Genomic DNA, 24,335 nt, shown 5'->3' on the forward strand with positions numbered 1-24,335 from the left:
ACAAGCTAAAAAAGTATACGATAGGAATTGGTGGGATAACATGGAAATTATACAGGGCGTTAACGAGTGGAAGCAGGTCGTTCAACCGGCTTTGGAAAGTAAAGCGGATGAACTGGAAATGATGGGTTATTCGCAGGCAACACCTGATGATGTTTGGAATTGTCTCGTACAAAAAGTATGGAAAGGCGAACCGGATAAACGAATTCATGAAGTTATACAGGATATTTTTCATATGGCATCCAACACGTATTTAAGCTATTTAACAATAAGCTCATACCAAAACGAAGATTTGATGGCTTCAATTGCCGCACTAACTGGAGCAGGAGAGACGATAAAAGAATAAAATTTACATATACATATCGTAATAGTTATTGGTATAAAAGGAGGCACCAAATTAATGAAAAAGAGAGGCAGAATTGTTGCCTTTTTTCTAGTAGTTATTGCTTTAGCAGTGACGATTGGAACAACGGTACCAGGAATTACAAAAAATATTAATCTTGGTTTGGATCTTCAAGGTGGATTTGAGGTCCTTTATGAAGTGGAACCTGTTGATAGCAGTCAGGAAGTAACGAGAGGCTTAATGGAAGGGACGGTTCAAACATTAAATGATCGCGTGAATCGTTTAGGAATAAGTGAAGCGGTTATTGATATTGAGGGTGAAGATCGAATTCGTGTCCAGCTCGCAGGAATTGAAAACCAGTCAGAGGCAAGAGATATGCTGTCCACCTCTGCTCAACTGTCCTTTCGAGATGTGAACGATCAAGAGCTATTAGATGGTACGGATGTAAAAGAAGGCAGCGCAAAGCAGGATTTCGATCCAAATACAAATGCTCCAATTGTAACTTTAGAATTAAAAGATGCAGCAAAGTTTGGAGAAGTGACAACACAAATCAGCCAAATGAATATCCCTGACAACAAGCTTGTCATATGGATGGATTTCCAAGAGGGGGATTCGTATGAAGAAGAAGCTTCTAAGAGTGAGCCAAAGTTTGTATCTGCACCAAATGTTAGTGAACCGTTACATACAACAAATGTAATGATCAGTGGTGATTTTACAGTTGAATCTGCGAAACAATTAGCGGATATTATTAATTCTGGTTCATTGCCAGTGCATATGACAGAAATATTCTCAACTTCAGTTGGTGCGCAATTTGGAGAGCAAGCGTTAAATCAAATGATTTTTGCTGGAGCTATAGGGATTGGTTTAATTGTATTGTTCATGTTAGTTTTCTATCGATTCTCAGGCTTCATTGCAACCATTAATTTAGCCTTCTATATTTATTTGGTTATATTAGTATTTCAGCTCTTAAATGGTGTCTTAACACTATCCGGAATTGCAGCCCTTATATTAGGGGTTGGTATGGCAGTTGATGCGAATGTTATTACATTTGAGCGTATTAAAGAGGAATTACGAATTGGAAAATCTGTTAAAGCAGCATTCAAAGCAGGAAATAAAAGTTCCTTTATGACCATCCTGGATGCAAACCTAACAACAATTATTGCTGCAGTCGTATTATTTATTTTTGGGACAAGCTCTGTTAAAGGGTTTGCAACGATGTTAATCATCAGTATTTTGATTAGCTTTTTAACGGCTGTCTTAGGAACAAGAATACTTCTTGGACTCTGGGTGCAAAGCGGATTCCTTACAAAACGAAAAACATGGTTTGGTGTGAAAAAGGATCAGATAAGAGATATTGCAGAAGAAGAAAAAGAACCTAGACTGTTCAATCGAAAAGTTAATTTCGTTCAACACCGTAATAAATTTTTCATTGGAACATCTGTGCTTGTTATCCTAGGTGCCATTTCTATCTTAATATTTCAGATTAATCCCGGAATTGATTTTACAAGTGGTTCCAGAGTTGAAGTTGTTTCGGAAAGCAGCTTGACTGCAGAAGAGGTAGAATCTGGATTTGAAGAGCTAGGACATGAGGTTAAATCAATCGTCCTGTCCGGTGAAAATAGTGAGCTTGCAGTAGCAAGATTTGATGGTGTTTTATCGGATACCGAGGTGGAAGAGGTTCGCGTTTATTTTAATGAACGATATGGACATGAGCCTAGTGTCAGTGTCGTTTCGCCAATTGTAGGGCAGGAACTCGTAAAGAATGCTATCTACGCAGTTGGAATTGCAGCGATCTTCATGATTATTTATGTCACATTCCGTTTTGAATTTTTCTTTGCAATAACAGCATTATTGACACTTCTGCATGATGTGTTTTTTATGCTGGCTATATTCAGTGTTGCACAAATTGAATTCGATATTACCATTGTTGCGGCAATCCTAACGATTGTGGGTTATTCCATTAACAATACGATCGTTATCTTCGATCGAATTCGAGAGAACATACGTAAGAAGAAACGTGTCAAATCGTTTAAGGAACTTACAACTATTGTGAATACAAGCATTATCCAATCCTTTACAAGAACAATGAATACATCAATTACTACAATTGTTGCCGTAATCGCATTCCTAATACTCGGAGCTTCTTCTATCACAAGCTTCGCATTTGCATTAACAATTGGGCTTGTTGCAGGAACTTATTCTTCCTTATTGTTAGCTTCCCAGTTATGGCTCGTATGGCGTGGTAAATCAGTAAAAGAAAAACCATTAGATTTCACGAAGAAAAAAGCGGCAGAAGGACCACAGGTATAATTAGACGGAGAATCCCTTGTCTTTAGAGTTAGTTAATAGACAAGGGATTTTTGCTTTAAGTTGATTGAAGTTTACCAAGAAAGGGTAATCTAACAAAATAGATAGACACAAGAAGGGAGAATAGTTATGACAAAAGGACAAACCTACGTTATTTTATCCATTATTTTCGTTATTATTGTAGCTGTTTTTGCTGTTACAAATGTGGATGCAGTCGAGGTGAACTATTTATTCTGGACGCAGGAATCCCCATTAATACTTGTTATTCTATTTTCGGTGTTAATGGGTGGGATTATAACAGCTTCTGTGGGCGCAATACGATTTTATCGTATACAAAGGGAACTCAAGCGATTAAAGGCCGAAAATACGAGATTGCTTGCTAAATCAGAAGAGAACGGTCAAACGGCTGAGCGCAAAAAAAGAAGTGATTTAACGAAAACAAAATAATTCTAATTGCTACCCCTGCCTGTCTCTAGTATAATAGATTAGTCAGGGGTGAAATCATGTTACAAAGTAAAGCAAATTGGAAATATACGTCACTACAAGAAGAAGCAGTAGAATGGGAAGACGATGCAGTTGCATTATCTCCAATTGTCAAACAACTATTGCAGCAAAGAGGAATAACGAGTATTGAAGAAGCAAGACAATTTTTATCACCTGATATTAAAAATTTACACAGTCCGCTTAAAATTGATTCAATTGAAAGAGCAGCAGTACGTGTACATAAAGCGATAGATAATGATGAAAAAATCTTAATTTATGGAGATTATGATGCGGATGGTGTCAGTTCAACTACAGTTTTAATAAAAGCTTTGGAAGAGCTTGGGGCGAATTGTGATTTCTATATACCAAACCGATTTACAGAAGGATACGGGCCGAACGAAGCAGCTTTTCGAGCAGCAGCAGAAAATGGATTCACATTAATTATTACAGTAGATACAGGCATTGCGTCAGTTTATGAGGCGCATGTGGCGAAGGAATTAGGAATTGATTTAATCATTACAGATCACCATGAGCCGCAAGAAGAATTACCGGATTGCTTTGCCATCATTCATCCAAAATGCTCAGAAGGTTATCCATTCCAAGAGCTTGCAGGTGTCGGTGTAGCATTTAAATTTGCCCAAAGTCTACTCGGCTATTTTCCGAAGCACTTGCTAGAGTTTGCTGCAATTGGAACAATAGCAGACCTCGTTCCACTCGTGGATGAAAATAGAGTACTCGCATTTTATGGATTGCATGCATTAACGATATCGCAAAACCCAGGAATTAAAGCCCTTAAACGGGTTTGTAAAGTTGAGGGCAATGTGACGGAAGAAGATGTCGGTTTCTTGATCGGCCCAAGAATAAATGCCGTTGGCCGACTGGAAAACGCTGATTTAGCAGTTCAATTGTTATTAACAGATGACGATGAAATTGCACAGGAAATGGCAGAAGAAATTAATGTGATAAATGACGAACGCAAAAAGATTGTAAATAACATTTTTCAAGAGGCACAGCAAATCGTGGAATCCTCTGCAACACACGATGTAATTATCGTTGCAAAAGAAGGATGGAATGAAGGCGTGCTTGGAATTGTTGCGTCCAAATTAGTTCGAAAATATGATCGCCCTGCAATTGTCTTAACAATTAAACCAGAATTGAATACTGTTAAAGGTTCAGCAAGAAGCATACCTGCTTTTGATTTTTTCAAAAATGGGATGCGGATTAGAGAGTTATTTACACATTTTGGAGGACATGCACAGGCTGCAGGAATGACATTCCCACTTGATAATCTACCACTTGTACAAGAAAAGTTAGATACGTTTATTCGAGAAGAGCTTACAGAATCAGATTTTAAACAGGTAATTGAAATTAGTGCACAGCTAAAAGTGGAAGAAATCGATGAAGAACTTGTCCAAGAAATCGATAGACTCGCACCATTTGGTATGAAGAACCCTAAACCAGTCTTTGAATTGAAGGAAGCACCGGCTGATGCCAGGAAGATTGGTAGTGCAAAGAACCATCTGAAGCTTCTATTCAAAAAAAATGATCAAACACTAGATAGTATAGGCTTTGGTATGGGGGAATTGTACGAGCATATTTCTCCAAGTGCAGTATTATCATTAGTTGGAGAGCTTGGAATCAACGAGTGGAATGGTCATCGTAAAGCACAGTTTCTTATTGAGGATATGAAGATTGATGAATGGCAGTTATTTGATTATAGGGGAAAGAAAAATCGCAACGTGCACTTAGATACAAATAACGCATTTGTAATTACCACATCCAGTGAACCTGTTTATGCAGATGTTGAGCAAATTAACTATGATACATCAATTCATGCTTTGGAGGAAAAGCAAACACTGTATATTTATGACCTGCCGGCTAACCTTGCACAGCTCAAGGCTATTATAAAGCAAACAAAGCCGGTTAATATAGTTGCGTGTTATCATATTGAAGACAGTGCGTATCTATCAGCTTTTCCATCTAGGGAAGAGTTCGTTTGGTTCTACGCACTTGTTCGAAAACGAAAAGTGCTTGATTTAAAAACAGAGCTACAGACTATTATGAACCATAAAGGCTGGAGTAAGGATCGAATTATCTTTATTTCAAACGTGTTTTTTGAACTGGGATTTGTTAAAATAGAAAATGGAGTTATTGAGTTGGAGACAAATCCGGAGAAAAAGGATTTAAGTGACTCGAAGCTATATCAAGAACGGTTGAATAGAGCGGATATTGAGAAACAGCTTTATTATTCGAATTATGAAGAATTGAAAATGTGGATGGAAAGCTGTATGGATTACTTGAATATCCCCGAGGAGGAAGTAGTAAATGGATTATAAGCAACATATAAAAATTGTTGAAGATTGGCCAAAAGAAGGAATTAAATTTAAAGATATTACACCATTAATGGCGGATGGAAAAGCATATAAAGCAGCAGTAGATGAAATCGTAACATATGCGAAAGAAAAGCAGATCGATATTGTTGTTGGACCCGAAGCTAGAGGGTTTATTGTAGGGTGTCCAGTTTCCTATGCACTCGAAATAGGCTTTGCTCCTGTTCGAAAGGAAGGCAAGTTGCCGCGTGAAGTAATTAAAGTAGATTATGGTCTCGAATATGGTACGAATGTACTGACCATTCATAGAGATGCAATCAAACCGGGACAACGGGTTTTGATTACGGATGATCTGCTGGCAACTGGCGGAACAATTGAAGCTACGATAAAGTTAGTGGAAGAGCTCGGCGGTATCGTTGTCGGCTGTGCTTTCTTAGTTGAACTCGGCTACTTAAACGGTAAAGAAAAGCTAAAAGACTATGATGTATTAACATTAATGACATATTAAATTTTTTATAAGGTCTGACGTCTATTTCTCGTCAGACCTCTTATTATAGAGATTTTACAATGGACACATTATACGGAAAAGCATATAATTAAAAATATTTAAGGGTTTCGTATTCTATGTGCTACAATTGTTGAAGAATATCAATTATTAAATAATGCAGACGGCTAGTAAAGGTGATTTCATGGCAAAAGACGAAAATGTAACAATTAATGACATTATCAATATGGCAACAAAGTATCTAGCTACTGAGGATGTGGCGTTAATTAAACGCGCTTATGACTTTGCAAACGAGGCACACCATAATCAATTTCGAAAATCTGGCGAGCCATATATTATTCATCCAGTGCAAGTAGCAGGTATTCTTACTCAACTCGAAATGGATGCAGAAACAATCGCAGGCGGATTTTTGCATGATGTTGTGGAGGACACGGAAGTAACTCTTGCCGATTTAGAGCAAGCATTTAATGTTGAGGTAGCCATGCTTGTAGATGGTGTCACAAAACTCGGAAAAATTAAATACGAGTCGAAGGAAGTTCAACAAGCTGAAAATCATCGAAAAATGTTTGTGGCAATGGCGAAAGATATTCGCGTAATTTTGATTAAACTTGCAGATAGACTGCATAATATGCGGACATTGAAGCACCTTCCTCCAGAAAAGCAACGTCGAATTTCTAATGAAACCCTGGAGATTTTTGCGCCGTTAGCTCATCGACTGGGAATTTCAACTATTAAATGGGAATTGGAAGATACGGCTCTACGCTACTTAAATCCACAGCAATATTATCGTATTGTTCAATTAATGAAGCAAAAACGTGAAGAACGGGAATCATATATTAAAGAAGTAATTCAGGAATTAGCTGTCGAATTGAATGATGTCAATATTGAAGCAGAGATGTCTGGTCGCCCAAAACATCTATATAGTATTTATCAAAAAATGGTCAAGCAAAATAAACAATTCAATGAAATATATGATTTATTAGCCGTTCGGATTATAGTGGAAAGCATTAAAGATTGTTATGCAGTTCTGGGAATTATCCACACAAACTGGAAGCCAATGCCTGGAAGGTTTAAAGATTATATTGCAATGCCAAAGCAAAATTTATATCAATCACTTCACACGACTGTGATTGGGCCGAAGGGTGATCCACTCGAGGTGCAAATTCGTACAAAAGAAATGCATGAAATCGCAGAGTACGGAATTGCTGCTCATTGGGCATATAAAGAAGGAAAGCAAGTGAAGAGTGGGAAGAAATCATTTGAGGAAAAATTAACGTGGTTTAGAGAAATTCTTGATTGGCAAAATGACACCCATGATGCAGAAGAATTTATTGAATCTTTAAAGATCGATTTATTTTCCGATATGGTCTATGTCTTCACACCAAAAGGCGAGGTAATCGAACTTCCTTCCGGTTCCATTCCACTTGATTTTGCTTATAAAATCCATACTGAAATCGGAAATAAAACGATTGGTGCTAAAATCAATGGAAAAATGGAACCACTGGATTACAAGTTGGAAAATGGCGATATTGTGGAGGTTATGACATCAAAGCATTCTTATGGACCTTCTCAAGATTGGCTGAAGATGACGCAAACTTCGCAAGCGAAGAGTAAAATTAAACAATTTTTTAAGAAACAGCGTCGAGAAGAGAATGTAATTAAAGGAAAAGAAGCTGTTGAAAAAGAAATTCGGGCATTGAATATTGAACCGAAGGAAGTACTTGTTCCTGAGAATATGCAGCGCGTGTTTGATAAATTCAATTTTACTGGCGAGGAAGATATGTATGCAGCAGTCGGTTACCAAGGAATTACAGCTGCATTAATCGCTACCAGGCTGACAGAAAAAATCAGACAGACAAAGCAGAAGGTACAAGATTTAGAAACAACGCTCGAAGAAGTTAAAACGGAAACTAAAACACAGCGTTCGCATAAACGGGATTCTGGTGTAAAAGTTGAAGGTGTTGATAATCTTCTAGTTCGACTCGCGAAATGCTGCAACCCGGTTCCTGGTGACGATATTCTTGGGTATATTACGAAAGGTAGAGGTGTATCGGTACACCGTTCAGACTGTCCTAACGTACAAACACAGGAAGCAAAGGAACGCTATTTGCATGTAGAATGGGAAGAAGGCAACTCAGATCGTAAACAATACCATGTGGATATTCAAATTACAGGATATGATCGGAGAGGTCTGCTTAACGAAGTCCTTCAGGTTGTCAATGAGATGAAGACGAATATGACACATGTAAATGGTAAGTCTGATCGCAATCGAATTGTCGTTATACAAATTACAATACTCATTCATAATACAGGACATTTACGTAAGGTTGTTGAACGCATTAAGCAAATTAGAGATGTATATACAGTAACACGAACTGTTCAATAAATTGTGCTGATTGATTGGATTAAGGGAGTTTTTGATAATGAAGGCAGTAATACAACGAGCAAAAGATGCCAGTGTAACGGTAAAGGGTGAAGTTATAGGTGAAATAACCGATGGATTTGTCGTGTTACTTGGGGTGACACATGATGATACCATTGAAGATGTTCAGTATCTTGTAAATAAAATTGTTTATTTGCGTGTCTTTGAGGATGAGAATGAAAAAATGAATTTATCATTAAAAGACATTGGTGGGAGTATCTTGTCGATTTCCCAGTTCACGCTGTACGGTGATACACGAAAAGGAAGAAGGCCAAGCTTTATACAAGCTGCGAAGCCAGATTTTGCAAATGAACTGTACATGTCTTTTAACGCATCGATTAAAGAGCAAGGAATTCCTGTGGAGACAGGTGAATTTGGTGCAATGATGGATGTGCAATTAACAAATGTTGGACCTGTTACACTAATTATTGATAGCAAGGATAAATAGAAAAAATAAGGGAGGCAATCTAATCTGCCATCCCTTATTTTTTATTAGGGAATTCATTAAACTGAATTTTTTAATGCTGTTATTCTGCAAGGTATTTAGCTAGACCCTGCATAATACCGTGTACAAGCTGTTGCTGATAAGTTTGTGTTTGTAGCTGTGCCTCTTTTTCAGGATTAGATATAAAACCAAGTTCTAGCAACACTGAGGGTTTAAGGTTTTGACGAATTACATATAAGTCACCCTCATGTATACCTCTGTCTCGTTCTCCACTTTCTTCAATTATGCCCTGTTGAACTTTTTCTGCTAGATTTTCACCCTGATCTGTGTAATAGAAGGTTTCGATACCAGAAACATTTGGGAATTCAGGGATGCTGTTATAATGGATACTTAAAAATGCATCCGTGTCGAGAATGTTGGAGTAGGTGATCCTGCTAGCTAGTGAAATGAATTCATCTTCCTTCCTAGTGAGAAGTACATTTGCCCCTAGTGCTAAAAGTTCTTTCTCGAGTTCATGTGCAGTTAAATAAGCAATATCTTTTTCATAAGATTCGGATGCGCCAATCGCACCCACATCACGTCCGCCATGACCAGCATCGATAACAATCGTTTTATTTTTCCATATATTACTGTTTGATTTAGTGTCTTTAGATTCGACAAGACTTTTCTTAACAAAGCCAGTAATCTCATCATTTGCAACTTCATACCAATTATTTGTAGCCGAAATAACTTCTAATTTAGTATCTTTTTCAGCAAAATGTACAATGGCATAATCCGTAGAAGGCCCTTCACGAAGCTGTGTATTATCATGCTGGATAATGATGCTATCCATATCACTATGTACTTCGCCTTCCTCTGTTTCATTCGATTGAGGTTCGGAAAGCGTAACGAATTCCAATGCAACCCAGCCGGTTTCATCTTCTAAATTAATTTCTACCCAATCGTTTTCTTGGCCAGTGACGGTAAATGTTTGACCAGAATCAAGTTTTCCAATGCTTTCATAGTCTGTACCTGGTCCACTACGGACATTTAAATTTGAAACATTTATGGTAGCTTCAGCTGCACGAACGTTAAATGGTTCCGATAGCAAGAATAATACCGCTATAAATAAAAATAATATAATTTTTCTTGAATGCACGACGTTCCTCCCTAACCTTAAGTAGTTTATTTCATTTACTAAGTATAATAAAAATCTCATTTAAAGGCAAAGCTAGAGGTAAAGTGATGTACAATTATAAGGAGGAGTTCGTCCGTGCGAATGAATGAAAAACAATGGAACATTGGAAATCAAAAGGATATTTTATCTCCAGATTTACATCGATTTACCGAATTAGAAGGAAGGGGAACCAATCTGGAAATAGCAAGTGAGTTAGGAATTGCAATCGAAGATGTCAAATTATTAAAGAAAAAGCTGAATCGTGCTTGACAATCATTTCGGTTCCGCTTAATATAATAGACATTCCAATATATATTAAATACCGTTGAAGGAAAAAGTAATTGAAGTACCACTGGTGTAGAGAGAAAATGTCAATGGCTGTGAGCATTTTCCCAGATGGCTTAATGAAAGACACTCCTGAGGTTTTATATCGAAATAGAGTAGGTATGAACGTTTTGCAGGCGTTAACTGTGAAGAGCGGGTGCTGTTATTTTAGCATCAACTAGGGTGGCAACGCGGGAAAAATCCCGTCCCTTATTTTATATAAGGGACGGGATTTTTCTAATTTATTACAATTAATAAGGAAACAGGGGGTTTTGAGATGAGTATGAAGGCACCAAGAGGAACGGTGGATATCTTACCAAAAGACGCAGCCAAATGGCAATATGCAGAAAATAAAATTAAAGATGTGTGTGGTCGATTCCATTTTAAAGAAATCCGCACCCCTTTATTTGAACATACGGAAGTATTTCAACGCGGAGTTGGAGATTCTACAGATATCGTTCAGAAAGAAATGTATACTTTTGAAGATCGTGGAGGAAGAAGTCTTACATTACGCCCAGAAGGCACTGCATCCGTATCACGGGCATTTGTTGAAAATAAATTGTTCGGGGATCCAAATCAGCCAGTTAAACTATACTATTTTGCTCAAATGTTTCGTTATGAGCGTCCTCAAAAAGGGCGTATGCGTCAATTGAATCAATTTGGTGTAGAGGTACTTGGTAGTGCTGATCCAGCAGTTGATGCAGAAGTAATCGACCTTGCGATGACAGTATATAAAGAGCTCGGATTAACATCATTAAAATTAGTGATTAATTCACTTGGAGATAAAGAAAGTAGAGATAACCACAGACAAGCGCTTGTCAATCACTTTGAACCATATAAAGAAGAGCTTTGTTCGGATTGTCAAAAACGATTATCGCAAAATCCACTTCGTGTGCTCGATTGTAAAAAAGATCGTGATCACCCAACAATGAAAACAGCTCCTTCAATTCTTGACTATCTAAATGAGGCATCGAAAACCTATTTTGAGCAAGTTCAAGAATATTTAACGATAATGAATATCGATTTTGTAGTTGATCCAAATCTTGTTCGTGGACTTGACTATTATAACCATACTGCATTTGAAATTATGAGTGAAGCAGAGGGTTTTGGTGCTATTACAACGCTTGCAGGTGGTGGGCGATACAATGGTTTAATCGAGGATCTTGGAGGACCAGAAACTCCTGGAATAGGGTTTGGTATGGGATTTGAACGTCTACTTATGGCACTTGAGGCAGAAAACATTGAAATTCCAATTGATGAGAGTCTTGACTGCTTTGTTGTTGCAACCGGATCAGGTGAAGTTGAAAAAGAAGCAACACGACTCGTACATGAACTAAGAACGAACGGAATCCAAGTGGATAAAGATTATCAAGGTCGAAAAATGAAAGCACAATTCAAAGCTGCTGACCGTTTCCAATCGAAATATGTTTTAGTACTTGGAGATGAAGAACTTGAAAAGAAAACCATTAATTTGAAAGAAATGGAAACCGGACAACAATTAGAAGTGCCAGTAGAGAATCTAATTGAAGAATTGCGAAAAAGGCTTTTAGGAGGAAAATAGAATGAATGAAAGAATTTATACAGAAAAATTAACAGAAGCAATGATAGACCAGGAAGTACTCCTAAAAGGATGGACACAGAAAAGACGTGATTTAGGTGGTTTAATTTTTATTGATTTACGTGATAAATCAGGACTAGTTCAAGTTGTCTTTAATCCAGATAACTCACAGGAAGCATTAGAAATTGCGGAGCGGATTCGTTCGGAGTATGTTGTAGAAGTACGAGGAACAGTTGTTAAACGTGATGAATCAACAATAAATCCGAATATGAAGACCGGAAACATTGAGGTTGTTGCTTCATCCGTGACGATTTTGAATAAAGCGAAAACACCACCATTTGCAATCCAAGATGAGACTGATGTTTCCGAGGATGTAAGGTTAAAATACCGTTACTTAGATCTTAGAAGAAATGAATTACAGGAAACGTTCAAGCTGCGTCACAAAACAACCCAAATCATTCGGAACTTCTTGAATGACCATGAATTTTTAGAAATGGAAACACCAATATTGACAAAGAGCACTCCAGAAGGAGCGAGGGATTATCTCGTACCTAGTCGCGTGCATTCAGGTGAATTTTATGCATTACCACAATCACCACAGTTATTTAAACAGCTCATTATGGTAAGTGGATTTGAAAAGTATTATCAAATTGCTAGATGCTTCCGAGATGAAGACTTACGGGCAGATCGCCAGCCTGAATTTACACAAATTGATATTGAAACCTCCTTCCTGACGAGTGACGAAATCATGGAAATGACGGAAAGCATGATGCAGAAGGTTGTTAAGGAAGTAAAAGGCATTGATATTGAACTTCCTTTGCCTCGATTGCCATATGATGAGGCGATGGAGCGTTTTGGTTCTGATAAGCCGGATACAAGATTTGGACTTGAATTAGTCCAAGTATCGGATGTTTTAGCGGACTCAACGTTCAAAGTGTTCCAAGGGGCAATTGAATCAGGTGGGAAGATTGCACTCTTAAATGTAAAAGGTAAGGCTGCTACCTTCTCTCGTAAAGATATTGACAAATTAACGGACTTTGTAAAGGTGTATGGTGCCAAAGGACTTGCTTGGGTGAAGGTAGAAGGAGACGAATTAAAAGGACCTATTGCTAAATTCATCACGGAGAATGAAAAATCAAGTCTTTTGGAAAAAGCGGAAGCAACAGATGGAGATTTGCTTTTATTTGTAGCAGATAAAACCACTGTCGTATATGACAGCCTTGGAGCACTACGCCTGAAGCTAGCTAAACAGCTTGAGCTTATCGATGAATCAAAATTCAACTTTCTCTGGGTAACAGATTGGCCGTTACTTGAGTATGATGAGGAATTAGGCAGATATTTTGCGGCACATCATCCATTTACATCGCCAGTTGAGGAAGACCTAGGTAAATTAGAAACAGACCCAGCTAATGTTAAAGCAAATGCGTATGATCTTGTGTTGAACGGTTATGAGCTAGGCGGAGGATCGATTCGTATCTATCAGAAAGAACAGCAAGACCATATGTTTAACGTGTTAGGTTTTACAGAAGAAGAAGCTCAAGAACAATTTGGGTTCCTGCTTGAAGCTTTAGAGTATGGAGCACCACCACATGGTGGCATAGCGCTTGGTCTTGATCGGATTATCATGCTGCTTGCTGGTAGATCGAACCTGCGGGATACAATTCTTTTCCCGAAAACTGCCTCTGCATCTGATTTAATGACAAATGCACCAAGTGAAGTTAGTCATGCACAGCTAGATGAACTTGCTATCAAGCTTTCAGAGAAAAGTGCAACTAAATAATTTACAAACACTTATACAATGAGTGCGGATATTACGGAAAGCAATTAAGCAATCCTTCCTAGATTGACCATGGCTAACAAGTCATTTTCAAACTAGGAAGGAAGAAATGATGAGTTCAAATTTAATAGTTTTAAATATTGAAAAAAATCATCTGGTGTGTTAAGATAAATTTACAAATCAGCAAATTTCATTTCAATCCTGATGTGTTCGTCTATTATAAGTATTTTGACCGAACAATTGTATACTTGGGAGCTCGTTCTTGTTTTTGTAGTGAATGCATGCCTTTATGATTATTCATTCCTGGAAGCATGATATCTATAAAACTGGGCACCCACCTGTCTGAAGCGGGATCAAAGCTCAAGATAGAACGGCACAATCGGGATTGACCGAATACATAAACGAGAAAGGAAAAAGGACCAAAGGGCCCTTTTTCCTTTCTCGTTTATATTAATTTGATCCATGAGCTAATTGTTCTAAGTTACCATTCTTATCCATTCGGAAGGCGGGAGCTGTACGACTTTCTTTATCATCGAGTACAGTCATTTTTCGGGCTCTGTCCATAATTTGAATGAAAGTCTGGTAATCTTCTTGAATTGAGACCAGTTGATCCTCTGTAGATGAAAGCTGTTTTTCTAGTTCTTGAACTTTCGATTTTAACAGGTTATTTTCTTTTTCAAGTGCCTCTGATACTGCTTTTGATTGAGAGGAAGCATTCGATTCCTTTTTTAATTCTCTTAAGTACTGAATCACCATATCAATGTTTAAGCTTGGTGCTTCTGCTGCAACAATAGAATGCGTATTAAGATTAGTTTCTACCACTTCTGTTACTGGAGACAATGAAATGGCAGGTACTCTTGTTTTCTTTGTCGAAGTATTTAATGCTCTTTTCTTTTCTTTTCGTTGTCTTTTTGCAAGATCGATAGCACTCTCATATTTTGACCTTACTTCGGCGTTCCAGCGGAAACCGCAAGCTGCAGATGTGCGATTTAAATGGTCTCCAACCTCATCAAATGCATTTAATTGTGTACTGCCCTCTCTAATATGGCGCAGCACTGTTTCTGCAAGTAGTAAATCATCTTCATGTGACCAAGCGTCTTGTCTAACTTTAACCAATATATTCAACTCCTTTTTCATAGTAGCACAACAATAGATTGCATGTTTTAAGTCTATTATTACCGCATAAAAAAGGAATTATACATATTGGGAAAATCTCTTATAGAGGTCGTTCAAAAAGTCCGGTGAAAATGACGCTTCGAGACCAGAGGATCTTCGACTAACTCCCGAGACGTCCTTTGTCGAACGTTGAAGTTACCACATTTTGCGGAAGGTCGTTGGCTTTCTTTACCTGTGTCAGATTGTCTGCTCAAAGCTACACCGGTCGAACTGCAGCTTACTTTTCATCCTTCTTTTGAATACGCACTTATAGGTTATTTCTTACTCTCACTCTGAATTTTATCATGAACCTGCTTTAATGCTTGTTCGAATTTACCACTACTTTTTGGTTGGTAGTAGTTTTTATTTTTGATAGAGTCAGGTAAATACTGCTGCTGAACCCAAGCCCCATCGTAATTATGTGGATATTTATAATCAATCCCTCGACCAAGCTTTGCTGCGCCAGTATAATGTGCATCTTTTAAGTGTGCTGGGATATCACCGCTTTTTCCACTTCGAATATCGGATAAAGCTGCGTCAAGCGCTTTATATGCCGTATTTGATTTGGGGGAAAGGGCAAGTTCAACAATCGCTACAGCTAATGGGATTCTAGCTTCAGGGAACCCAAGTCTTTCTGCAGCTTGAACTGCTGCAACAGCACGTGGACCAGCCTGTGGATTTGCAAGACCAATATCTTCATAGGCAATGACAATCATTCGACGGGCGATACTATCAAGGTCACCTGCTTCAATTAATCTGCCTAAATAGTGCAGCGCAGCATTCACATCGCTTCCACGAATTGATTTTTGGAAAGCAGAAAGCACGTCATAGTGTGCGTCGCCATTTTTATCATGTGAAAAACTTTTCTTTTGCATGCATTCTTCAGCTGTGTCCAAATCAATTATAATTTTGTTATCCTTATTTTCAGGCGTGGATGCGACCGCAAGCTCCAGTCCGTTTAAAGCAGATCTTAAATCGCCATTAGCTGAATTCGCAATATGGTCAATTGCCGGATCTGTAATAACAATATCTTTATTTCCATAACCATTTTCACTATTTTCCAAAGCACGGTGAATCGCAGTTTTTACATTTTCTGAAGTTAAACCATGCAATTCAAATAAATGACATCGACTACGAATTGCTGGATTAATTGAATGATAGGGATTGCTTGTCGTACAGCCGATTAATGTTACTAAATTGCTTTCTAAATGAGGCAGCAGGAAATCTTGCTTTGCTTTATCTAAGCGATGTACTTCATCAAGTATTAAGACGACCTGTCCCATCATCTTTGCTTCTTCGACTACTATTTCCATATCTTTTTTCTTGTCAGCAACTGCGTTAAGCATTTTAACTGGAAGACCGACACTTTTAGCAAGTGCATATGCCATGGAAGTTTTCCCCGTTCCAGGTGGTCCAAAAAGAATCATCGATGCTAATTGGTTTGCTTGTACCATTCGATTTATGATTTTTCCTTCGCCGACAAGGTGTTCCTGTCCAATAATATCTGTAACTAATTCAGGTCTCATTCGAAATGCGAGAGGTTTTTGTTTCATTTATATCTCCCTTTATATATAATTAATTAATTGTATTAGGATTGCTAAAATGCAAGACCTACTCCATTCATGCTATAATAACAAATATTATAAACGAATGGGCGTTTGAAAGAAACAGAGGTGCATAATAGATGAAAATTTCAACTAAGGGTAGATATGGTTTAACCATTATGATAGCTTTAACAAAAAAGCACGGGGATGGTCCTTTATCGTTAAAGGCAATTGCCCAAGAAAATAACTTATCGGAGCATTATTTAGAACAACTTGCTTCACCGCTACGAAATGCCGGATTGATTAAAAGTATCCGTGGTGCATATGGTGGATATATTTTATCGAAGGAACCGAAGGAAATTACGGCAGGGGATGTTATCCGTGTTCTGGAAGGTCCCCTTACAATTGTGGAAGGAATTGAAGATGAGCAACCTGCACAGCAAGCGTTGTGGTTACAAATTCGTGATGCGGTAAAGAACGTTTTAGATAATACCACTTTAGAAAATTTAGCAAATCATGATGATGATGAAGTGCAGGATTCTTACATGTTTTATATTTAAGGACAAAAGCGGAAGCGCCGGGGTAACGATATATGGACTCCCCGTACTTAGGGGTAGTCTGGCTTGTCGATCATTCTTGCGGAAGTGAGGTCAGTCTCGCTTGTCGTTGGGCGCTAAGCTGGAAGCAGAAAGGAAATGTATTATGGAACCAATTTATTTGGATCATGCTGCAACAACGCCAATGGATGAGGAAGTTATTCAAGCAATGCTTCCAGTATATAAAAAAAGTTTCGGTAACCCATCAAGTGTGCATTCTTTTGGAAGAAAAGGACGTCAGATACTTGATGAAGCTAGGCGTGTTATGGCGTTAAGCATTAACGCGAATGAAAAAGAAATTACCTTTACAAGTGGAGGGACCGAAGCAGATAACCTCGCGCTTTTAGGAACGGCGTTAGCAAATCGGCAAAAAGGAAATCACATTATAACAACGGTACAAGAGCATCATGCAGTACTTCATACAGCTGAAGAGCTTGAGACCCTTGGTTTTGATGTTACGTATATTCCGGTGTATGAAAATGGAAAAATACGGATTGAGGATGTACAAGCTGCATTAACAGAACAAACGATTCTTGTGTCAATAATGTTTGTCAATAATGAGACGGGAATTATTCAGCCGATTAAGGAAATAGGAGAACTTCTGCATAACCATCAAGCATATTTCCATACAGATGCCGTACAAGCATATGGTTTAATTGATATAGATGTGAAGGAATTGGGAATTGATATGCTTACGGTTTCTTCGCATAAAATAAATGGGCCAAAAGGTATCGGTTTCTTGTATGCAAATGAAAAAGTCATGTTAAAATCACTGCAACATGGTGGGGAACAGGAACGTAAACGTCGCCCAGGGACGGAAAATGTTGCTGGTGCTTTTGGTTTTCAAAAAGCTGTTGAGCTAGCAATGGAAAATAAAGTGAGCAGGAAAGAACAGTATCAGGCATATAAAGAGCTATTTATTCGAACGTTAGAAGAAAATGGAGTACAATTTGAAGTGAATGGAGATATGCAAGCGGCTATAGCTTCGATTATTAACATTAGTTTTCCAGGAACAAATGTTGAAGCACTTTTAGCGAATTTCGACTTAGATGGAATTGCGGCTTCTAGTGGCAGCGCATGTACGGCAGGAAGCGTTGAACCGTCACATGTATTGACCGCTATGTTTGGAAAGGATAACCCATGCACAACGAATTCGGTTCGATTCAGTTTCGGCATTTTTAATACAGAGGAAAATGTGAAAGAAGCAGCTAAACGTGTTTCTCGAATCGTCAAACGATTAACAGCATAAAGTTAAATTTTGACATGGGGATCTTTACAACCTCATTGAATGTTAGTTGAACGGATTAAATCCGTAACCTCAAGTACTTGGAACAACCTCTATAAAGGATAGTGAAGAAAATGAAAAATAATAAAGATACACGTGTCGTAATTGGCATGAGTGGAGGTGTTGATTCATCTGTAGCTGCATTGCTTTTGAAAGAACAAGGCTACGATGTTGTTGGCATCTTTATGAAAAACTGGGATGACACAGATGAATTCGGTGTTTGTACGGCTACGGAGGATTTTGATGATGTCGTCCGCGTCTGTAATCAGCTGGATATTCCGTATTACTCTGTAAACTTTGAAAAGCAATATTGGGACAAAGTGTTCACATATTTTCTTGATGAATATAAAGCTGGACGTACACCAAATCCAGATGTTATGTGTAATAAAGAAATCAAATTCAAAGCGTTTCTCGATCATGCTTTGGCACTTGGTGCAGACTATTTAGCTACTGGTCATTATGCACAAGTACGTGAAATAGATGGACGTGTCGAAATGCTCCGTGGAGTAGATGACAATAAAGATCAAACATATTTCTTAAATCAATTATCATCCGATGTTTTAGAAAAAGTGATGTTCCCACTCGGCCATTTACCAAAATCCGAAGTAAGGAAGATCGCAAAGGAAAACGGTCTTGTTACGGCTGATAAAAAAGATTCTACTGGTATCTGTTTTATAGGTGAGCGGAATTTCAAAGAATTTCTTAGCGAATATTTACCGGCACAGCCTGGTGAGATGCAAACATTGGATGGCATGGTAAAAGGTCGTCACGATGGTTTAATGTACTATACAATTGGACAGCGTCAAGGTTTGGGGATCGGCGGTTCAGGGGATCCATGGTTTGTTGTGGGGAAAAATTTGAAAGAAAACATTTTGTATGTTGAACAGGGCTTCAGTCACGAAACACTTTACTCAGATGCTTTAGTTGCAACAGATGTTAACTGGATAAACCCGGATGTCATTACTGAAACGTTTACATGTACAGCAAAATTCCGTTATCGTCAAAAAGATAGTAATGTAACAGTTACTGTTCAAGAAAACGGAAACGTTTATGTGGAATTTGCTGAAAGCGAACGTGCGATTACTCCGGGACAAGCAGTCGTATTTTATGATGGAGATATTTGTCTTGGTGGAGCTACAATCGATCAAATTATAAAAAATAATCGCGCATTGGATTATGTTGGTTAAGTAAGGAGTTTTATCGTGGACAAGAATGCACAAGCAATACAATATATGAAAGAACAAAATTTTGAAGAAGCAGCAAAGTTATTCAATGAAGTGATTGAAAAGCATCCAAATGACGCAGTTGGTTATATAAATTTCGCCAATTTGTTAATGCAAGTGAATGAAAATGATCGCGCACTGCTTTTTTTAGAAAGGGCAGTTGAATTAGATCCATCGGCTGCTACTGCTTATTATGGATTAGGTAATCTATATTTTGAACAGTCTGCATTTCCAAAAGCGCAAGCCAATTTTCAAAAAGCAATTGAGTTAGGATTAGAAGAAAGTGATGTCTATTTCATGCTCGGTATAACTTTGCAAAGTCAAGAACAACCACGCCTAGCATTACCCTATTTATTAAGGGCAACGGAACTAAATCCGGATGATGAAGAAGTGCTTTTCCAATATGGGCTTTCGCTCGCACAAAGTGATAGTTTAGCTGATGCAGAGGCGATCTTTAAACGGGTACTTGAAATCAATCAGGCACATAGTGATGCCCATTACAATTTAGGCGTTATTTCATTGTTTAATGAAAAGGTGCAAGATGCATTGAAACATTTTGATGAAGCATTACGCATTCAACCAGACCATCTGCTTGCATTGAACGGTAAGCAAAACGTGGAGCAGTTTATAAACGAAAACAAGAAATAAAAGGTGTAGCTTCCAGTTTAGCGATTTACGAATAACTTCCTCATTTAGTGAGATTTGCTGTATCGACCGTCCCATCGAAGAAGATAGCGACCCCAAAAATTGTATGGTGTCGATGTTTGCATCATGGGACATGCGGTGAGGGGAGTCTGGAGCTGAAATAAGATAGTGGGGTTGTTTCAGATGGAACAGGATCAACAAACAATGGATGAACAAGGGTATATTAAAGGAGAAATATTGTATACCATTTTTCATAATGAAGCAGAGCATTTTTCTATCATTAAGATCCGAGTTCAGGATACAAATGAAGATTTTAAAGAAAAAGAGATTGTTGCAAAAGGCTATTTTTCCAACCTCCAAGAGCAAACCCCCTATTTCTTTTATGGAACGTTTGAAAGACATGCCAGGTTTGGATTGCAGTATAAGGTTTCTTCCTATAAAACGATTGTACCGAATACAAAGGATGGTTTAGTAGCCTATTTATCAAGCGATCTCTTTTATGGTATCGGGAAAAAGACTGCGGAACGAATCGTTGAACATTTAGGTGAAACAGCAATCACCCAAATTTTGAATGATGGAAGTATTTTGCAAGGTGTACCAGGACTTAAAAAGGAAACTGCTGAACGTTTAGCATCAAGCATACAGGAGAATCAAGGATTTGAACATATTGCAGTGTATTTAGCCAACTATGGTGTTGGGTTAAAAATGGCACAGCGAATTTATAAAGAATATAAAGATGAAGCTATTGAAGTTTTAGAAGAAGATCCGTACCAGTATGTCTTCGCAATAGAAGGATTTGGTTTTCGGACAGCAGATGACATTGCAAGACAGAATGGATTATCGATGACACACCCAAATCGAATTGGAGCTGGGTGTATTTATATCCTGCAAAAATGTATTCAAGATGGTCATGTGTATATCCCGATAGAATTTTGTGTAGACCAGGTTGGGGAACTGCTTAGCATCCATTCCGAAGAGGTTCGTATTATTACTGAACAAATGGAAGAATTGAATAAAGAGAAGAAAGTTATCATGAAAGATACTAAGGTGTACCTACCTTCGCTTTATTATGCAGAAGATGGCTTTGCAGCGAATTTAAAACGGATTATGGAGAAGCCCATTAAAGATGAAACACCGCTAGCTGAAATGATGAAAATAACGGGTGATATTGAAGAATCGGAAGTACTTAGCTATGGGAAAGAACAGTTTTCTGCGATTAATCAGTCGTTGCATTCAAAAGTAATGATTCTAACCGGTGGACCTGGAACTGGAAAGACAACGGTTATTAAAGGGATTTTAAAAGCATATGCGACAATACATGATGTTTCACTTAATCCGAAAGATTATGATGATCCAGCTGAATTTCCATTCGTTTTAACTGCGCCAACAGGCAGAGCTGCAAAACGCTTGAATGAGTCGACTGGTCTTCCAGCACTGACCATTCATAGACTACTGGGTTGGAATGGGAGCAATGGGTTCAATAAGGATGAACAAGAACAGCTATCCGGAAAAATTCTAATTGTTGATGAGTTTTCCATGGTAGATATTTGGCTTGCGAACAGTTTATTTAAGGCAATTCCAGATGAAATGCAAGTATTGCTTGTTGGTGATGAAGACCAGCTTCCATCTGTTGGACCTGGACAAGTATTAACAGATTTATTAAATAGTAAATTACTACCGCTAGTTCGTCTGAATGAAGTATACCGCCAAAAAGAAGGATCGAAAATCATTCAGCTCGCACATGAAATAAAAAATAATCAACTGACAGTCCAATCGTTACAGAATGATAAAGATTTTAGTTTTATTGCATGTAATGAACATCAAATGCTTCAAGTAGTAACATCAATTTTCACAAAGGCTAAAGAGAAAGGACTTGATGTCAAGGAGATTCAAGTATTGGCTCCTATGTATCGAAGTCAGGCAGGGATCACGATGATTAATCAACAGTTACAGCAGTTGATTAATCCAAAAACAAAAACGAAGCGGGAAGTAAAGTACCATGATGTGGTTTACCGAGTTGGAGATAAAGTGATTCAGCTTGTCAATCAACCAGAGGATGGCGTATATAATGGCGATATTGGGGAAGTTGTTGCTATTTTTCGAGAGGAAGAGAATGTAGATAATGTGGAGCAGGTTGTGATTGCTTTTGATGATAAAGAAGTTGTTTATGAACGAAACAACTATATTAATTTTACACATGCTTATTGTATTTCGATTCATAAGTCACAAGGCAGTGAATTTCCAATTGTAATTCTTCCGGTTGTATCAACCTATTATCGAATGCTGCGAAAAAATTTATTGTACACAGCAATTACGAGAAGCAAAGAGTCTTTAATTATTTGTGGTGAACAACAGGCATTTTTAAAAGGGATTCAAACAATGGATACAAATAAACGCTATACGTCCTTGAAAGAGCAATTAAGTGGAAGAATGAAAGATTTGAAAATGGAAGAAGCCGAAGAAGTGGATGAGGAAGAAATCTCACCGTATGATTTCATGTAATGAAGGTATAAAAAATATACAAGCGGGCAAGTATAGTAGCGTAATACTCGAAAAGGAGTTAAAATCATGCTACGATGCCCGAACTGTAATGGAAAAGACATTGGAAAGATAGGAACACAGGATTATTATTGCTGGACTTGCTTTATTGAAATGACAGTGACAAGCAATGAATTAATGGTGCATCAAATCGAAGCTGATGGAAGCTTAAGCTCATTGGATGATTTGTTTACCAAAGAGGAAAGAAAATTACCATAAACACTCCCGGCTTAGGATAGCGAGATAATACAAAATGCCCCCGAGGAGTGTTTATCATGGTTGAGGACAAAAAGCGCTTTCGATTACTGTATTGGCTATTAATTGGGATTGTGTTATTTATATTTTCCTTTCTACTTGTAAAAACAATGCCATATTACGAAGCCTTTTTTTCATTTTTATGGAAGCTTTTCATTCCGTTTTTAATTGCAGCATTAATTGCATATTTGCTTCATCCATTAGTGGAAAAATTACATGAGTGGAATATTCATCGAGGTCTAGCGATCCTGTTAATCTATTTAATATTTTTTGGCGGGGTTGGTTATTTATTTTACAAAGGATATCCAGCTATTGTTCACCAGGTCCGTGATTTAAACGAAAATCTCCCTGAATTTATTCGCATGTATGAAAGCTGGATTTATCAAGTATACAGCTATACTTCGTTTTTACCTGAAACAGTACATGACAAAATTGATCAGCTGATAGCAACTTTAGAAACTTCCTTGGATAATTTACTTGGTAGGCTTGCCTTAGGCTTTACACGAATTTTCGACATGATTCTTATTATAACGGTTATACCAGTACTCGTTTTTTACTTCATCAAGGATTATGTGAAGATCGAATCTTTTTTTATGTGGTTTATTCCAAATAAATATAAGGATGAAGCGGCTGAATTATTGAGAGAAGTTGATAAAGGACTTGGAGGCTATATTCGAGGACAGCTGATCGTCAGTTTATTTGTTAGTATTGCATGTCTAATCATTTTTAAATTGCTTGATGTTAATTACGCGCTGCTATTAGCGATTGTAATGGGAGTTACAAATATTATTCCGTATTTCGGACCAATCATTGGTGCAATCCCTGTGGTGATGATTTCCTATACAATAGGGGGGAACACTGTAATATTTGTGATTATTGCTATTTTTGTCATTCAAGTAATCGAAGGGAACCTTTTATCTCCGTATATTATGGGGAAAACGGTTAAAATTCATCCTGTAGCAATCATCTTTGTTTTATTATTAGGTGGTCAATTATTTGGGGTCTGGGGTATGATATTGGCTGTCCCTGCATTAACGATTTTAAAAGTGATTGCCATACAGTTTGTTTCTCTACGGTCTAATCATTGACAATGCAACAAAAGTTTTTTATAATTACGCTATCATAATAAATGAAACGCGAAGAAGGCACAAAGTACATGAGCAGCTAGTTTAAAGAGAGGGGTTTCCTTGGTTGAAAGAAATCCTAAACATAGCCTCATGGAAAGCTAAGCTGGAGTACGGCTAATCCCCGTCGGTCTCATACCGTTACCATGTTTAAGTGATGAATGATTTTATCATTCATAATTAGGGTGGTACCGCGAACAAATCTCGTCCCTGCATTCAATGCAGAGAGGGGATTTTTTAATTTTATCACGCATTAACGAGCTGTAATCCCCCCATTTTTAAGTGTGAGGGAACCCGAATCGCGTGAAGGTTGGGGGAAACAG

20 protein-coding genes, 1 other RNA gene and 2 other annotated features are annotated in these 24,335 nt (G+C 37.9%); of the genes, 18 read left to right on the forward strand and 3 right to left on the reverse strand.

Annotated features, from left to right (window positions below):
• Positions 1 to 40: 40 nt before the first annotated feature.
• From D1B32_RS08410 to dtd, 7 genes are all read left to right on the forward strand, one after another.
• The gene (locus D1B32_RS08410) at positions 41 to 343 is read left to right on the forward strand and encodes a post-transcriptional regulator (RefSeq protein ID WP_095307157.1); all 303 of its coding nucleotides are present in this window, start codon (positions 41 to 43) and stop codon (positions 341 to 343) included.
• A 54-nt stretch (positions 344 to 397) separates the two neighbouring features.
• Positions 398 to 2,650 (forward strand): protein translocase subunit SecDF, encoded by a 2,253-nt coding sequence (gene secDF, locus D1B32_RS08415; protein WP_095307156.1) that lies wholly within the window; start codon positions 398 to 400, stop codon positions 2,648 to 2,650.
• Between the two features lie 126 nt (positions 2,651 to 2,776).
• Entirely contained in the window at positions 2,777 to 3,094 is a 318-nt protein-coding gene (locus D1B32_RS08420; RefSeq protein WP_095307155.1) for a LapA family protein, read from the forward strand.
• 56 nt (positions 3,095 to 3,150) lie between these two features.
• A complete protein-coding gene (recJ, locus tag D1B32_RS08425; RefSeq protein WP_095307154.1) occupies positions 3,151 to 5,466 on the forward strand; it encodes a single-stranded-DNA-specific exonuclease RecJ in 2,316 nt (771 codons plus the stop codon).
• The gene (locus D1B32_RS08430; protein ID WP_095307153.1) at positions 5,456 to 5,968 is read left to right on the forward strand and encodes an adenine phosphoribosyltransferase; all 513 of its coding nucleotides are present in this window, start codon (positions 5,456 to 5,458) and stop codon (positions 5,966 to 5,968) included. The genes recJ and D1B32_RS08430 overlap by 11 nt, the downstream gene beginning before the upstream one ends.
• A gap of 181 nt (positions 5,969 to 6,149) precedes the next feature.
• Positions 6,150 to 8,351, forward strand: coding sequence for a RelA/SpoT family protein (locus D1B32_RS08435; protein ID WP_095307151.1), 2,202 nt, complete (start codon positions 6,150 to 6,152; stop codon positions 8,349 to 8,351).
• 37 nt (positions 8,352 to 8,388) lie between these two features.
• Positions 8,389 to 8,835 carry a D-aminoacyl-tRNA deacylase gene (gene dtd, locus D1B32_RS08440; protein WP_095307150.1) on the forward strand — a complete coding sequence of 149 codons (447 nt, stop codon included), beginning with the start codon at positions 8,389 to 8,391 and terminating at the stop codon, positions 8,833 to 8,835.
• Between the two features lie 79 nt (positions 8,836 to 8,914).
• Here dtd and D1B32_RS08445 read toward each other — a convergent pair whose 3' ends face one another.
• On the reverse strand, positions 8,915 to 9,970 hold the full coding sequence (locus D1B32_RS08445; RefSeq protein WP_118889093.1) for an N-acetylmuramoyl-L-alanine amidase family protein: 1,056 nt from the start codon (positions 9,968 to 9,970) through the stop codon (positions 8,915 to 8,917).
• A gap of 114 nt (positions 9,971 to 10,084) precedes the next feature.
• Between D1B32_RS08445 and D1B32_RS23700 the strand changes: the two genes are divergently transcribed.
• From D1B32_RS23700 to ssrS, 4 genes are all read left to right on the forward strand, one after another.
• On the forward strand, positions 10,085 to 10,258 hold the full coding sequence (locus D1B32_RS23700) for a hypothetical protein (RefSeq protein ID WP_158586224.1): 174 nt from the start codon (positions 10,085 to 10,087) through the stop codon (positions 10,256 to 10,258).
• Between the two features lie 46 nt (positions 10,259 to 10,304).
• Positions 10,305 to 10,526 (forward strand) — a binding site (T-box leader).
• A 63-nt stretch (positions 10,527 to 10,589) separates the two neighbouring features.
• Positions 10,590 to 11,873 (forward strand): histidine--tRNA ligase, encoded by a 1,284-nt coding sequence (hisS, locus tag D1B32_RS08450; RefSeq protein WP_118889094.1) that lies wholly within the window; start codon positions 10,590 to 10,592, stop codon positions 11,871 to 11,873.
• A gap of 1 nt (position 11,874) precedes the next feature.
• A complete protein-coding gene (gene aspS, locus D1B32_RS08455; RefSeq protein WP_118889095.1) occupies positions 11,875 to 13,650 on the forward strand; it encodes an aspartate--tRNA ligase in 1,776 nt (591 codons plus the stop codon).
• 192 nt (positions 13,651 to 13,842) lie between these two features.
• Positions 13,843 to 14,037: non-coding RNA, 6S RNA (ssrS, locus tag D1B32_RS08460), on the forward strand.
• 60 nt (positions 14,038 to 14,097) lie between these two features.
• On the opposite strand, the gene D1B32_RS08465 is transcribed toward ssrS, so the two are convergent.
• Both D1B32_RS08465 and D1B32_RS08470 read right to left on the reverse strand, forming a co-directional pair.
• On the reverse strand, positions 14,098 to 14,763 hold the full coding sequence (locus D1B32_RS08465; protein WP_095307145.1) for an RsfA family transcriptional regulator: 666 nt from the start codon (positions 14,761 to 14,763) through the stop codon (positions 14,098 to 14,100).
• 314 nt (positions 14,764 to 15,077) lie between these two features.
• The gene (locus D1B32_RS08470; RefSeq protein ID WP_095307144.1) at positions 15,078 to 16,355 is read right to left on the reverse strand and encodes a replication-associated recombination protein A; all 1,278 of its coding nucleotides are present in this window, start codon (positions 16,353 to 16,355) and stop codon (positions 15,078 to 15,080) included.
• A 131-nt stretch (positions 16,356 to 16,486) separates the two neighbouring features.
• Between D1B32_RS08470 and cymR the strand changes: the two genes are divergently transcribed.
• The 7 genes from cymR to D1B32_RS08505 all read left to right on the forward strand — a co-directional run bounded on the left by cymR (position 16,487) and on the right by D1B32_RS08505 (position 23,976).
• The gene (gene cymR / locus D1B32_RS08475) at positions 16,487 to 16,906 is read left to right on the forward strand and encodes a cysteine metabolism transcriptional regulator CymR (RefSeq protein ID WP_095307143.1); all 420 of its coding nucleotides are present in this window, start codon (positions 16,487 to 16,489) and stop codon (positions 16,904 to 16,906) included.
• Between the two features lie 142 nt (positions 16,907 to 17,048).
• The gene (locus tag D1B32_RS08480) at positions 17,049 to 18,191 is read left to right on the forward strand and encodes a cysteine desulfurase family protein (protein WP_118889096.1); all 1,143 of its coding nucleotides are present in this window, start codon (positions 17,049 to 17,051) and stop codon (positions 18,189 to 18,191) included.
• Positions 18,192 to 18,301: 110 nt separating this feature from the next.
• Positions 18,302 to 19,414, forward strand: a complete 1,113-nt coding sequence (mnmA, locus tag D1B32_RS08485; RefSeq protein WP_095307141.1) for a tRNA 2-thiouridine(34) synthase MnmA — start codon at positions 18,302 to 18,304, stop codon at positions 19,412 to 19,414.
• A gap of 15 nt (positions 19,415 to 19,429) precedes the next feature.
• Positions 19,430 to 20,098 (forward strand): tetratricopeptide repeat protein, encoded by a 669-nt coding sequence (locus D1B32_RS08490; RefSeq protein ID WP_095307140.1) that lies wholly within the window; start codon positions 19,430 to 19,432, stop codon positions 20,096 to 20,098.
• Positions 20,099 to 20,278: 180 nt separating this feature from the next.
• Positions 20,279 to 22,597, forward strand: coding sequence for an SF1B family DNA helicase RecD2 (recD2, locus tag D1B32_RS08495; RefSeq protein WP_118889097.1), 2,319 nt, complete (start codon positions 20,279 to 20,281; stop codon positions 22,595 to 22,597).
• 66 nt (positions 22,598 to 22,663) lie between these two features.
• A complete protein-coding gene (locus D1B32_RS08500; protein ID WP_095307137.1) occupies positions 22,664 to 22,852 on the forward strand; it encodes a YrzR-like zinc ribbon domain in 189 nt (62 codons plus the stop codon).
• Between the two features lie 56 nt (positions 22,853 to 22,908).
• Positions 22,909 to 23,976 (forward strand): AI-2E family transporter, encoded by a 1,068-nt coding sequence (locus D1B32_RS08505; RefSeq protein ID WP_095307136.1) that lies wholly within the window; start codon positions 22,909 to 22,911, stop codon positions 23,974 to 23,976.
• A 42-nt stretch (positions 23,977 to 24,018) separates the two neighbouring features.
• Positions 24,019 to 24,227, forward strand: a binding site (T-box leader).
• Positions 24,228 to 24,335 lie beyond the last annotated feature (108 nt).

The organism is Oceanobacillus profundus, from assembly GCF_003515705.1.
GTDB classification, from domain to species: Bacteria; Bacillota; Bacilli; order Bacillales; family Amphibacillaceae; genus Oceanobacillus; species Oceanobacillus profundus.

Bases quoted from the DNA above. Each gene is read 5' to 3' on its own strand.
- D1B32_RS08410 (WP_095307157.1), top strand. From the start codon at position 41: ATGGAAATTATACAGGGCGTTAACGAGTGGAAGCAGGTCGTTCAACCG.
- secDF (WP_095307156.1), top strand. From the start codon at position 398: ATGAAAAAGAGAGGCAGAATTGTTGCCTTTTTTCTAGTAGTTATTGCT.
- D1B32_RS08420 (WP_095307155.1), top strand. From the start codon at position 2,777: ATGACAAAAGGACAAACCTACGTTATTTTATCCATTATTTTCGTTATT.
- recJ (WP_095307154.1), top strand. From the start codon at position 3,151: ATGTTACAAAGTAAAGCAAATTGGAAATATACGTCACTACAAGAAGAA.
- D1B32_RS08430 (WP_095307153.1), top strand. From the start codon at position 5,456: ATGGATTATAAGCAACATATAAAAATTGTTGAAGATTGGCCAAAAGAA.
- D1B32_RS08435 (WP_095307151.1), top strand. From the start codon at position 6,150: ATGGCAAAAGACGAAAATGTAACAATTAATGACATTATCAATATGGCA.
- dtd (WP_095307150.1), top strand. From the start codon at position 8,389: ATGAAGGCAGTAATACAACGAGCAAAAGATGCCAGTGTAACGGTAAAG.
- hisS (WP_118889094.1), top strand. From the start codon at position 10,590: ATGAGTATGAAGGCACCAAGAGGAACGGTGGATATCTTACCAAAAGAC.
- aspS (WP_118889095.1), top strand. From the start codon at position 11,875: ATGAATGAAAGAATTTATACAGAAAAATTAACAGAAGCAATGATAGAC.
- D1B32_RS08470 (WP_095307144.1), bottom strand. From the start codon at position 16,355: ATGAAACAAAAACCTCTCGCATTTCGAATGAGACCTGAATTAGTTACA.
- cymR (WP_095307143.1), top strand. From the start codon at position 16,487: ATGAAAATTTCAACTAAGGGTAGATATGGTTTAACCATTATGATAGCT.
- D1B32_RS08480 (WP_118889096.1), top strand. From the start codon at position 17,049: ATGGAACCAATTTATTTGGATCATGCTGCAACAACGCCAATGGATGAG.
- mnmA (WP_095307141.1), top strand. From the start codon at position 18,302: ATGAAAAATAATAAAGATACACGTGTCGTAATTGGCATGAGTGGAGGT.
- recD2 (WP_118889097.1), top strand. From the start codon at position 20,279: ATGGAACAGGATCAACAAACAATGGATGAACAAGGGTATATTAAAGGA.
- D1B32_RS08500 (WP_095307137.1), top strand. From the start codon at position 22,664: ATGCTACGATGCCCGAACTGTAATGGAAAAGACATTGGAAAGATAGGA.
- D1B32_RS08505 (WP_095307136.1), top strand. From the start codon at position 22,909: ATGGTTGAGGACAAAAAGCGCTTTCGATTACTGTATTGGCTATTAATT.